Genomic DNA, 12026 nt, shown 5'->3' on the forward strand with positions numbered 1-12026 from the left:
CTGCCTTCTTTCTGGGTTCAGGCCTGACAGAGGTCATGAGAGCCGGCGATCGCCACCCTCAGGCTCAGCGGGGCGATCGCCGCCACGGCCGGGTCGTGGTCGAGGGGCAGGACGACGGCGCGGCGGCCGGTGGCGGCCAGGGCCACCGCCACCCCGTCCGGGTCGATGACGTGGCCCGGGTCGAGCCGTATCGTGGCCCGCGCGGGCTGCGCGGCCGCCCATGGGCGGGTCCGTCCCGCGTGAATCCGCCGCTGGACGCTGAAGAGCGTTTCGAGGAGTCCCTGCGTCCAGGCCGAGGACGCGGTTCCCGCGGTCCTGGCCACCTCCGTCCCGCCGCGGTGGAACGACAGGCTGGTGACCCCGAACCGGCCGCCGTGGTCGTGGACCTCGGGCAGCTCGCCGAGCTCGGCCAGCAGGGTGAAGCAGCGCCGTCCCACCGCGTCCAGCCCCGCCGGATCGGCCGTGACGGGGCGGCCCGCGGGGTCGTCGATGAGGTCGGCGTCACGTGTCCAGTGGGCGCAGAGCCCTCTCGCCACGGCCTCCTCCCAGGTGGCGCCGAAGCCCTCTCCGGGGGCGGCCCGCTGCCCGGCCAGCCGCGGGAAGGCCCGTGCGGCTGCCAGGCGTACGGGCGCCGCCGCCGCCAGGTCGTAGGCGATGGCGAACCCGCCTGGGGCGCCGGCGGTCACGGCCGCGTACAGGGCCGCGGGCTCGGCGTCCTCGGCGGCCAGCGCGGTGCCGCCGGAGTCCACCAGGCGCCGCGGATCGACCGTCAGCGCGGCGTAGCGGGCCAGCGCCCGGCGGGCCGCCTCGATCCGGGTGCCGGCGTAGGCGAAACCCACCGCACGCACGGTCACACCCGGCCCGGGTGCGAGCACGTCGCCGGCCTCGGCCTCGGACACGTGCAGCGGGCTCTGCGCGGCGGAGTCGTCGGGGAGGAACCGGAACGGGCCGAACAGCTCGTCGGCGGCCCGGACCGCCGCGTCGGAGAACTCCTGCGCGTCCTCGGCGGGCCGGGACCGCAGGTGGTCCACCCGGCTCAGCACCGCGTCCGGGGTGGGCGGCGCCGCCGGCAGCTCGTACGGGTGCGGCTGGCAGTGGTGCCTGGAGGTGATCAGGTCCGGCCCGAGCCGCGTCGGCCTGCTCGCGTGCCGCGGGTCCGCGGTGCCGGTGGCCCATCGGAACACCGCGCGTCCCACCTGCGCGGCGGCCACCTCCACGTGCACGCCGGTGATCGCCTCAGGGGCGCGTGGTGCTCTCCTCAGGCGTGCGCGCAGCGACTCCGGCCGTACCGCGACGAGGGGGTCGTCCTTGGCCGCCCGCACGGGGACGTACCAGACGTCCGTCCCGTCCCGCAGGACGTGGCCGACGGCGAGGCCGTCACGTGCGGCCCGGTCCACGAACCGCGCCCTCTCGGCGGCGGGGCCGAGCGCCGAGGTCAGGAGGAGGACGTCCAGGCTCCACAGGTCCTCCTCGCCGAGCCCGTCCGCGTCGCACACCCGGACCCGCGCGGCTCCGGAGGCGCGCAGGGAGGCGGCGATCGCCTCCGGCAGCGGATCGGCCGCCAGGCCGTCGTTCGCGACGGCGACGCTGAGGTCACGGAACCGCGCGAACGCGGCCCGCGCCCCGTCGATGTGGGCCTCGACGAAGGCGACCTCCGCCGCGAAACCGCCCGGTTCGTCGTCGCCGGCACCCTGCGCGGGCTCGGCGGCGATCTCGCGGACGACGCCGGCGTCGCGCAACTGGATCAGGATCGACCTGGCCAGGTCCGCGTGCGCGGGCGGCAGGCCCGCCGTGATCTCGGCGAGGCTCGACCGTCCGTCCAGGTGCGGGGCGAGGGCCTCGACCCATCGGGCGATGGACGTCCCGGTGAGGGTGAGCGGTCCGGCCGGGGTGATGAGGTGCACCCCGTTCCTGATCGGGGCCAGGTACGTGTGGTCGACCAGGCGCAGCTTCATGCGTCTCCTTCCGTCGGGTGCTCCGCGGCGACGGTGCCGAGCATGAACTCCCCGACCACGTCCTCGCTGAGGGGATCGGCTCCGGTGATGCGCTGGAAGGCGCGCGGCGCGCTGCTCCCCAGGGCGCAGCCGCCGAGCCCCATGGCGGTGGCGACGAGGTACATGGTCTGCATCAGGACGCCGAGGTTCTTGAGGATCAGCGCGTACGCCAAGCCCTCGTACACCCACATGAGCTGTTCGAAGCGCGCGGTCACCAGCACCAGCACCTGCGGCCGCGCCCCGGCGCCGGACATCGACCGCGCCGCGTCCAGCAGGATCCCTTCGGCGCCGGCCTGCCTGTCCACCCGCTCCAGGCGGTGGCCGTACCCGTCGTAGTGGTAGGTTCCGGGCGCCAGCCCGGCCACCTGGTGGGCCACCACGTACAGTTCGAGCTCGTGGACGCCGCCACCGCCCGGATAGGCACGGCGCGGCCGGTCGCCGTACGGGGTCGGGCGGTCGGAGGTTCTGGCGCAGCGGTGGAGGAACTCGGCGAGCTGCACGATCGTGATCGGCCTGCCCGCGTCGTGGTCACGTACGGACCTGCGCGCTTCCAGCACCTCGGTCAGGCTCGGGTCCGTGGCCAGGACACGTTCGCGGTCGGGGCGGGGCAGGTCCGTGGCGGGCCCGGCGGCCGGTGGCCGGGGGGCCGGCGCGGCCGTGTGCTCCCGGCCCCAGTACGTGGCGCCGAACCCGCCGGCCACCCCGCCCCCGCCGTCGATGCCCCGGCTGCTCCGGTGGAACGCCAGATCGATCGCGGACCACTGCCGGACGCGGAACTCCTCGTCCTCGTCCCCGGTCACGGCCAGACCGGACCAGAGCAGGTCGCGCCTGAGCAGGAACGCCGCCTGCGCGCTGATGCCCGGGAGCGGCGCGGCTGAGCCGGGATCGGCGAGCGTGGCCAGCGCTTGCGGGGCGTGGACCGTGATGGAGGCCCAGGCGCGAGGCGACGTGGCACGCAGGCCGCCGCCGGGCGCCGCCGCGATGGTGGTGAAACGTGACAGCCGCGCGGTGGCGGGCGCGTCCGCGGGGGCGCCTGCCGGTGGACGGAGCCGGGGCTCCAGGGTGTGGACAGGTGTGTCACCGTCGTGGACGGTGACCACGAGCCAGCCGTCCTCACGCAGCCGGGACAGGAGCGTACGGGCTTGCGGGGGGAACTGCTCGGCCCGGTGTTCCCCCGCGGCGAGCGCCCGCACGACGGCGAGGTCACCACCGTCGATCGGAGTCGTGTCGGGGTAGCCCACCAGGTGGGCACCGTTGCGCTCGCGGCCGATCGCGACCCCCGCGCGAAGCCTCAGGGTCTCGCCCGCGTTCACCCGGCTCCTCCGCCCGCCGCGGCGAAGTCGCGCAGGACCTGGGTGGCCTGCCTGCCGGTACGCCGTTCCACCGCCGCGGCGACCAGGTAGCAGAGGAAATAGCGCTGCAACGGGGTCAGCCCCAACCGGGTGAACTGCAGGTACATCAGATTCAGCACGAGCCGGAAGAGCGCGAACCAGGTGGACGGGAGCACCTCGCCGAGCCACCGCTCGTTCTCGGCGAGGGCCCGGTGGAACGGGCTCAGCTCCCGGTAGGCGTCGCGCACCAGGGCCAGGTCGTCCCCGCCTTCTCCCATCGGCAGCAGCCCGCGCCCGCGCAGGTCGAGCCCGCGTACCCGGCTCGCCAGCAGGGCGGCGACCAGGCTCTCGGTCGCGTCGTCCACGGCCCCCGAGCCCGGGTCGAGCAGGGCGTCCAGGCGAGCCCCGAGCACGCCGGCCCTGTCCTGGAAGTGCGCCTCCCACGCACGTGCCCGCGCGGCGCCGCCGGCCTGCTGGGCGAGGTAGGCGTCGGCGTGCGACCGGTAGCTGAGGTAGCCGGCCTCGATCCCGTCCGAGTGGAACTCGTCGGCCACGACGACCATGGCGTCGAACACCGCCGCGAGCACGCCCTGCCCCTGGATCGCCCTGCCGAGGACGGCGAAGGCGTGATCGTTGGCGGCGCACATGAAGTCCGCGTACAGCGCGGCCGCCTCGGGTGTGCCGTGCACCGCCACCCGGGCGTCGTACGCCTCCACGTGCCAGGAGTTGTCGTCGTACCAGGGGGTCAGCGGGCCGGGCTCCGACTCGGCCTCGGCCAGCCGTCGGTGCAGCGGCAGAACCGCGTCCGGATCGGCCCCGGCTGCGGGCAGCCCCGCCAGGTACGGGCCGATCCGCGCCTCGACCGCCGGGAGCACGTCCGTACTGAAGGCGCCGTCGGTGGCTTCGACGTGCAGCCGCACGTGCGGGCCCTGGCGCCAGTGCCGGGCGAACCAGCAGCGGTGACCGCGGGCCGCCAGCTCGGTCATGACCGGGCGTACGGCCTCCACCAGCAAGCGGTCGGTCGCGTCGCCGTAGTGGTGGATGTGCACGCTGTGCCAGCCAGGCGTCGTCATGCGGCAGCCTCGTCCCTGGCGAGCTCGGCGAAGGCCCGATCGGCCAGATCGCGAAGCCAGGACTCTTCGGTCAGGCTCACGCCGAGGCGGTTGCAGGTCAGGTGGGCGCACCTGTCGAGGACCTCCCGCACGGCCCCGGGCTCCCCGAGCCTGGCGGCCAGGGTGGTGGCGGAGGCCGCGAGGACGCCGGCGAAACCGGACGGTTCCTCCGGCGGGTCCGCGGCCAGCGCCCGCGTCCGTTCCGCGATGGCGAGCAGGGTGCGGCGGCGGCGTTCGTACCGGGCCTCGGCCTGCCCTCCGGGCGGCCATGAGGGCGTTCCCGGCTCCGGCCGCCCGGTGCAGCGCGCGGCGATCCACCGGTTCAGGGCGAGCGCGGCGAACGCCGCCGTGGTGCGCCGGTCGGGGGAGGGCCGCGCCGCCAGTAACCGCCGTACCGCTCCGCTGCATCGGACGAAGTGGTCCTCGGTGGCGTGCAGGCAGGCACCCGTGCCGTACGTGCCGGTCTCCGGCCGGTACGGGATGAACGCGAAGGAGTTGTTGGGCCGGAGATCGCGTTCGTACGACGGCAGCTCCTCCAGTGCCGCCATCGCGGGCGCGTAGAGGTCGTAGTCCGCCTGCGTTCCCCGGGTGGGCGAGGGGAGGCGGCTCAGGAAGTCCCCGGTGGCGCCGGACAGGACCCGCCGTACGTCGTCCGCGCGTCCCGGAGCGGGCAGGGCACGGATCCGCAGGTGCGGGCCCCCTTCCCAGTACCGCAGGAAGAACAGGCCCGCACCGGCGGCGGCATCGTCGAGCCGGTCCTGCACCGTGGCCAGCAGGTCCGTGATGACGAGATCGAGGTCGCCGTCGTAGAAGACGTGGACGCTGATCCACGACCGCGTGCCGGTCACCCGCACACCACCCGCTCCCTGACTCGTCCCTGCCGCCGCGGCCGGCCGGCCCGGATGATCGAGGAACGTAGCGAGCGCTGGTATAACTCCAGAACACGCCCCGTATACGCGCCTGGTGAGCCGCCCTGCCAGCCGGCCGGAGGCACGTCCGCGGAGCCGTCCACCAGCTTCCGCTCGCGCAGGACGGCGCCGCCGCGTGGACCACGACAGGGAGGGCGGCGTCCGCGGTGAAGGGAACCTCGGAGACCGTGTCCCGCTCGAAAATACGGTTTCGGTGCTGTGAGCTCGGGTTTCACATGGCGGTTTCCCGGAACAAACGCGGCGGTTTCTCGCAATGGTGCAGGAAAGAGGGCCTCAGTAGCTTTCGGCAGGTGCTCAAAACCGCCCTCGCTGCAATCTGTTTCGTCCTGGCTCCCGACGTTCCCGCGTCGATCCCCGCGTCGGTCGACGCCTACGTCGAGGAGTACCGCGCGGCCACGGGCCTGCCTGGCGTCACGGTGGCGATCACGAACCAGAGCAGAGTCATCCACACCGGCGGATACGGCAAGACCGCCGCCGGTGAGCCCGTCACAGCCGACACTCCCATGGCGGTGGCCTCGGTCAGCAAGTCCTTCACCGCCTTGGCCGTCATGCAGCTGGCCGAGAGGGGCAAGGTCGCCCTCGATCAGCCGGTGCGCCGCTACCTGCCCGAGTTCACGCTGGCCGACCCCCGGGCCGCGAAGATCACCGTACGGCAGCTGCTCGACCAGACCTCCGGCATGGCCGACTCGGCCTTCCACGAGAAGAGCCTGGCTCAGCCTCGAACGCTCCAAGGCGCCGTGGCCCGGCTCAGGACGGCCAGGCTCGCGGCGGATCCCGGGACCGCCTTCAGCTACCACAACACCAACTACCAAGTCGCCGCCCGGCTCGTCGAAGTGGTCAGCGGCCAGCCGTTCGCGGCCTACCTCGACGCAAACGTGTTCGAACCCCTCGGCATGCGCAACAGCACGACGATCAACACCGACCGCGACATGCCCGACAGCGCCCGCGGCCACCTGTACGTCCTCGGCCAGGCCCTCGCCGTGCCGGAGCCCTCCGCGTTCGGCAACGGCTCCGGCGGGGTCATCAGCACCGCCAACGACCTGGCCAGGTGGCTGGTCGCGCAGAACACCGGCCTCCAGGGTCTCCTGTCCCCGCGGAGCGTCGGGGAGATGCGCACCGCCTCCGAGCAGAACCAGGACTACGCCCTCGGCTGGATGATCGACAAGACCGAGCGCGGCGCCCTCGTGCTCGAGCACGGGGGCGACCTGTTCACCTCCACCGCCCACCAACTGCTGATGCCCGGCTCGGGATACGGCATCGCCGTCATGGCCAACACCGGTATGGCCTTCTCCGACGCGCACACCCTCATGGCGGGCCTGGTCGCCATCATCGAGGGCGGCACTCCGCAGCCGCCCTCCGGGCAGCAATCGCTCCCCACCGACGCGCTCTTCGTACTGCTGACCCTGGTGACCATCGGGCTCGCGGTGCGGGGCACGGCGCGTGCCCGGCGATGGGCCGCACGCCGCACGGGATGGCAGCGATGGCGGCTGGCGCCGTACCTGATCCCGATCGGGTTGTGCGCGACGATCGCCCCGATCCATCGCATACTGGCACGCGGCCGCGACGCCGGCTGGGTCCAGCTGGCCTACCTCTACCCGACGTTCATGCTCTGGCTGGTGACGGCCGCGGCCGCGGGCCTCACGGTGGTCGCCGCGCGCCTCTGGGGCGCGGCGCGGCCACGACGGCCATGAAGCGTGCGCGGCGGGTGGCGAGAACCGGAGTGGTTTCTGAGCCTGTGGACCTCTGATCCGGGCGTGGCCGGCCTTGCCGGTGCACGCCTGCGTCATCGGGTGAGCTCCTCCGCGGCTGGGGATCCGGCGGCGGGAGCCTGCCGGTTCTTCATGGCCAGAGCCAGGAGGACGGTGCAGGCGGTGAACGCCGCCGCGAGGGTGAAGGCCACGGTGACTCCCTCGGTGAGGATCTGGTGGGCCGGTCCGCGCGCGACGCGGGTGGCGGCGCCGAACACCGTGACCAGGATGGCCAGCCCCAGCGCGCCGCCGATCTGCTGCATGACGTTGAGCAGGCCGGAGGCGGCGCCGGCATCCTCGGGCCGGATCCCGGAGGACAACACGGTGGTGGCTCCCACCAGCAGGACGCCCATGCCGAGGCCGGCGATCATCATGGGGCCGAGCAGGGCCGTGGCGTAGCCGGCCTGGGGCGTCAGCCGCGTCATCCACAGCAGGGCCACGGTGATCGCTGCGGCGCCGACGGCGATCAGCGTCTTGGCGCCCAGGCGTGGCAGCAGCCGGGCCGCCGCGCCGGAAGAGACCAGGATCGCCAGGGCCAGCGGCACGAAGGCGAATCCCGCCTGCAGAGGGCTGTAGCCGCGGGCCTGCTGCAGGAACTGGGTGAGGAAGAAGAACATGCCGTTGCCCGCGGCCAGGACGAACAGCAGCACGAGGTAGCCGCCGGCGCGGTTGCGGTCGGCGAACAGCCGCAGCGGGACGATCGGCTGCCGGGCACGGGACTCGACGGCCACGAACAGTGCCAGCAGGACGGCGGCCGCGCTGAGCGCGCCGAGGGTGACCGCGTCGCCGAAGTCCTGCTCGGCGGCGCGGATGAAGCCGTAGACGAGCGCGGTCATGCCGAGCGTCGAGGTCAGCGAACCCGCCAGATCGAAGCGGCCCGGGTGGCGCTCGGTCTCGGTGATGAACAGCGGGGCCAGGATCAGCAGGACGAGGCCGATCGGCACGTTGATGAACAGCACCCACCGCCAGGAGATCCAGTCGGTGAGCATGCCACCGGCGACGAGGCCGATCGCGGCGCCGGAGCCGGAGACTGCCGCGTAAGCCCCCAGCGCCCGCGCCCTGCGTGCGGGGTCCGGGAAGCCTACGGTGATGAGGGCGAGCACGGTCGGGGCGGCCATGGCGGCGCCGATTCCCTGACCTGCACGGGCCGCCAGCAGCATCTCGGCCGAGGTGGCCAGCCCTCCGGCCAGTGAAGCGGCCGTGAAGATGACGACCCCGCCGATGAGCGCCCGCCGCTGGCCGAGGATGTCGCCCGCGCGACCGCCGAGCAGCAGCAGACCGCCGAAGGCCAGCATGTAGGCGTTGAGCACCCAGGACAGGCCGGCCGCGGAGAAGCCGAGGTCGTGCTGGATGTCGGGGAGGGCGATGTTCACCACGTTGGTGTCCAGGATGAACATCGTCTGGCAGATCAGCACGATGGCGAGCACCGGGCCGGGGTGGCGCTGGGGGCGGGAAGCGCCGGCGGGCCCGGATCCCGCTGTCGCCATGTGCGTGCGCTGTTCGGTCATGGCACTCCTCAGGATGGAAGCAACGAAACGAGGAGGCTCCTCGGTTTCGGTGAGCTAAGATATGAGGAGGCTCCTCGTTTTGGCAAACGTGTGGAGGGTCCCATGGCGGATCGATCGGCGCAGACCCGGCCCGCAGGGCGCAAGGATGCGCGACGCAACTACGAGCGTCTGCTGACGGCCGCCCGGACGGCTTTCGCCGAGCACGGCGTCGGCGCCTCCCTGAACGACATCGCGCGCACCGCCGGCGTTGGCAACGTGACCCTCTACCGGCACTTCCCGACCCGCCAGGCACTGCTGGAGGCACTGCTGGGCGAGAGCCTGCGCGGCCTGCGCGCACGCTCGGACGAGCTGCTCGCCTCCCCGTCCCCGCACCAGGCCCTGACCACCTGGCTCACAGCCGCGGTCGAGCACGCCATGGCCTACCGCGGCCTGGTCGACGCCCTCGTCGACAGCCTCGCCGACCCCGCGTCCGAACTCCACGCCACCTGCCAAGCCGTCAAGGCCGCCGGGGCGCAACTGCTGGCCAGAGCCCAGCACGCAGGAACGATCCGGCCGGATATTGACGCTTCCGCGCTCTTCTCCCTCATCGCTTCGGTCGCCTGGGCTGCGGAGCGGACCCCTGTACACCGTGACCAGCTTCTGGCCGTCATGCTCGACGGGCTCCGCCTCCGGGTGGATGAACCGGACTGAACCGGAGGGCGGCGGACAGCGTCCACAGCGAGTGGTCCTGGGACGCGCCGCCCGGCGCGTTGGCTGGTGGAGGAACGGGCGTCCGGCGAGCCTCACGGCCGGGCGCGAAGGCCTCCTCGTAGGGTCGATCTCAGGTATCTCTTCGTCATGGCCCGGGCCCGGCTGACCGGGCCCGGGCCGTCCCGCGGCGTGGTGAACAACGGTCACCGCAGGCTGCCGGTCAGCGGGACGGGCGCGGTCGCGCGCCCCCTGCCGAGCCGGACCCAGCGCACGAGGAGCAGGGCCATCCCGATCAGCCCGTCGATTGTCAGCAGCCCCCAGTTCAGCATCGTGAACAGGTGGACCTGGGTCTGGGTGACGCCGGGCAGTTGCCCGAGCCGGATGATCGCCACCCACTGGGCCGGGGTGCCGGTCACGAGCAGGGTCAGCCACACCGCGATGGTCTGCGCGGCGTCCCACAGGGCGTGCAGCAGGACCACGACGGCGTACCAGCCGAGGAGCGGGAGGTCCGGCCGGGGCTGGCCGCCGCGGCTGCGCGCCGCGGCCGCGAACAGCACGCCACCGAGCAGCGCGGTCCACAACCCGTGCCCGACCGGGGCGAGCACCGCACGCAGGGCCTCGGTCTCGACGAGATTGAGCAGCGACAGGCCGCTGGAGGTGAACAGCGCGTTGAAGGCGTACCCGGCGCTCTCGAACGCGGCGAAGCCGAAGCCCACGGCCGCGCCGAGCACCATGCCGTCGCGCGCGGTGTAGAAGGGCAGCCGGCGGGCGAGCAGCCAGAGCGCGGCCAGCTTGACGCCTTCCTCGATCGCCCCGACCGCCAGGTAGCCCCAGCTCGACATGTTCGTCAGCAGCGCCGACTCCAGGATCGAGGCGCCCAGGACGCCGAGCACGCCGCCGTACACGAACGCGGAGAAGATGCGCTGGGTGGTGATCACCGCGTCGGCGCGCCGGAACGCGAACGCGACGAACGTGACGGGGACCAAGAAACTGCCCACCAGGATGATCGTCGGCACCAGGTTGACGTTGCCGGTGACGAACGTGACCACCACGGTCGCCACCCACAGCGCCAGCCCTCCGAGGAGGATCCGGACCCAGCTCGGGCCGGAGCGCCGCACTCCGGGCTCGTTGACGAATGCGACATCAGGGAAAACTGCCGGGTGTGACTTCACCGCGGGCTCCTTCCGGGGAGTGCTCAAGGCTTCCCCTTCAGGATCCGCGGGCCCCGCCGCGGTGTCGTCCCGGCCAGCGGCCATCCCGGCTACCGGCTGGCTGGAATCCCGGGATCCCGGTCAGCCTCCGGTGACCGGCAGATCGGCGTGCAGGGTGGTGCCCCGGGCGGGCGGGCTGTCGACGGTGACCGCGCCGCCCAGCGCCTCGACGCGGTCGGCCAGCCCGAGCAGCCCCGAGCCCGTGCCGGACGTGGCGCCGCCGACGCCGTCGTCGCTCACCCGCAGCCGCAACGTCCCCTCCTCCAGGCACGCCCGCACGGTCACGATCGTGGCCTGGGCGTGTTTGGCGGTGTTGGTGAGCGCTTCGGAGACCACGTAGTAGGCGGCCACCTCGACGGGTTCCGGCAGCCGGCCAGGCACGTTCACGTCCAGCTCGACCGGCACCGGGCTGCGGCGCGCGAGGGTCTTCAACGCCGGGCCGAGCCCGGCCTCGCTCAGGATCGCCGGGTGGATGCCGCGGGAGATCTCGCGCAGCTCGTCCACGGCCTCACCGAGCCCGTCGGCGAGCCGGTCGAGGGGTTCGGCGAGGTCGGGGCGGTCCGGCGGCAGTGTCGCCTGGGTCGTGCGCACGTCCAGCACGAGCGAGACCAGCCGCTGCTGGATGCCGTCGTGCAGGTCGCGTTCGATGCGGCGGCGGGCCTGGTCGGCGGAGGTGACGATGCGCGAGCGGGAGGCGGCCAGCTCTTCCCGCTGCCCGTCCAGCGTGGCCGCCATCGTGTTGAAGCCGCGCTCCAGGACACGGATCTCGCCGATCCCGCGCTCGGGCACCCGGGCCCGCAGGTCGCCGTCGGCCAGCTGCCGCGTGGCCCCGGCGAGCCGCCGCACCGGGGTGACCACCGCGCGGGCCAGGTAGAGGGAGTAGGCCCCGATCAGGGCGACCGACGCGATCAGCCCGGCCACGCCGCTGGTGATCGCGCGCAGGGCCGCCGTGTCGGACTGGCGCTGCTCGGTCCGGGCCGCGGAAAGGGTGACCGCCACCAGCGCGTCGAACTCCCCGCGCATCGTGTCCACCCGGCGCCTGCCCTCCGCGGTCTCGGCCGCCCTCGCCACGGCCCGGTCACCGCGCATGGCCCGCACCAGCGGGACGGAGTAGGCGTCGATGTACGACGTGCCCTCCGCCTCGATCCTCCGGGCGAGCTCGTGCTGGGCGGGGTCGTCGGCCACCAGCCGCTCCAGTTCGCTCGCCTGCCCGGGGAAGGCCGCGACGGCCGCCTGCCATGGTTGCAGGAAGCTCTCCTGGCCGGTGAGGGCGAACCCGCGCTGGCTCGTCTCCATGTCGATGATCAGACGTTCCAGCCGGTTGGCCATCGTCAGGACCTGTGCGGAGCGCTGCTCGCGGCGCCAGGCCTCACGCAGGTCGCCGATCGAGACCAGCAGGACCGCGAAGGCCGCGCCCACGATCAGTGCCAGCACGGCGCCGGCCGTCACGGTGCGGAGGGTGAGACCGCGGCCTGGATCGTTCCTGGCTGCGCCTGACCGGCC

The 12026-nt window shown here is 73.3% G+C and carries 9 protein-coding genes; 2 read left to right on the forward strand and 7 right to left on the reverse strand.

All coding sequences use genetic code 11. The annotated features are described in order from the left end of the window. Positions 1-17: 17 nt before the first annotated feature. The 4 genes from ACBJ32_RS45610 to ACBJ32_RS45625 are packed head-to-tail and all read right to left on the reverse strand — an operon-like array spanning position 18 to position 5285. Positions 18-1955, reverse strand: a complete 1938-nt coding sequence (locus ACBJ32_RS45610) for a hypothetical protein (protein ID WP_375132158.1) — start codon at positions 1953-1955, stop codon at positions 18-20. Further along, positions 1952-3307, reverse strand: a complete 1356-nt coding sequence (locus tag ACBJ32_RS45615) for a SagB family peptide dehydrogenase (protein WP_375132159.1) — start codon at positions 3305-3307, stop codon at positions 1952-1954. The genes ACBJ32_RS45610 and ACBJ32_RS45615 overlap by 4 nt, the downstream gene beginning before the upstream one ends. After that, a complete protein-coding gene (locus tag ACBJ32_RS45620; RefSeq protein ID WP_375132160.1) occupies positions 3304-4398 on the reverse strand; it encodes a thiopeptide maturation pyridine synthase in 1095 nt (364 codons plus the stop codon). The genes ACBJ32_RS45615 and ACBJ32_RS45620 overlap by 4 nt, the downstream gene beginning before the upstream one ends. After that, complete coding sequence (locus ACBJ32_RS45625; RefSeq protein ID WP_375132161.1) at positions 4395-5285, reverse strand: lantibiotic dehydratase C-terminal domain-containing protein; 891 nt, start codon at positions 5283-5285, stop codon at positions 4395-4397. Before ACBJ32_RS45625 ends, ACBJ32_RS45620 begins: the two co-directional genes overlap by 4 nt. Before the next feature lie 371 nt (positions 5286-5656). On the opposite strand from ACBJ32_RS45625, the gene ACBJ32_RS45630 reads away from it, so the two are divergent. Next, positions 5657-7057: a serine hydrolase domain-containing protein gene (locus ACBJ32_RS45630; RefSeq protein WP_375132162.1), complete on the forward strand. Its 1401-nt coding sequence runs from the start codon at positions 5657-5659 to the stop codon at positions 7055-7057. 92 nt (positions 7058-7149) lie between these two features. Here the strand turns inward: ACBJ32_RS45630 and ACBJ32_RS45635 are convergent, their stop codons facing one another. After that, positions 7150-8622 (reverse strand): MFS transporter, encoded by a 1473-nt coding sequence (locus ACBJ32_RS45635; RefSeq protein WP_375132163.1) that lies wholly within the window; start codon positions 8620-8622, stop codon positions 7150-7152. Between the two features lie 102 nt (positions 8623-8724). Here ACBJ32_RS45635 and ACBJ32_RS45640 point away from each other — a divergent pair, with 102 nt between their 5' ends. Further along, entirely contained in the window at positions 8725-9312 is a 588-nt protein-coding gene (locus tag ACBJ32_RS45640; RefSeq protein ID WP_375132164.1) for a TetR/AcrR family transcriptional regulator, read from the forward strand. A gap of 203 nt (positions 9313-9515) precedes the next feature. Here the strand turns inward: ACBJ32_RS45640 and ACBJ32_RS45645 are convergent, their stop codons facing one another. Both ACBJ32_RS45645 and ACBJ32_RS45650 read right to left on the reverse strand, forming a co-directional pair. Then, positions 9516-10484 carry a PrsW family intramembrane metalloprotease gene (locus ACBJ32_RS45645; RefSeq protein WP_375132165.1) on the reverse strand — a complete coding sequence of 323 codons (969 nt, stop codon included), beginning with the start codon at positions 10482-10484 and terminating at the stop codon, positions 9516-9518. Positions 10485-10604: 120 nt separating this feature from the next. Next, positions 10605-11972, reverse strand: coding sequence for a CHASE3 domain-containing protein (locus tag ACBJ32_RS45650; RefSeq protein WP_375132167.1), 1368 nt, complete (start codon positions 11970-11972; stop codon positions 10605-10607). Positions 11973-12026: the final 54 nt, after the last annotated feature.

This window comes from Nonomuraea sp. GTA35, assembly GCF_041950525.1.
GTDB lineage: Bacteria > Actinomycetota > Actinomycetes > Streptosporangiales > Streptosporangiaceae > Nonomuraea.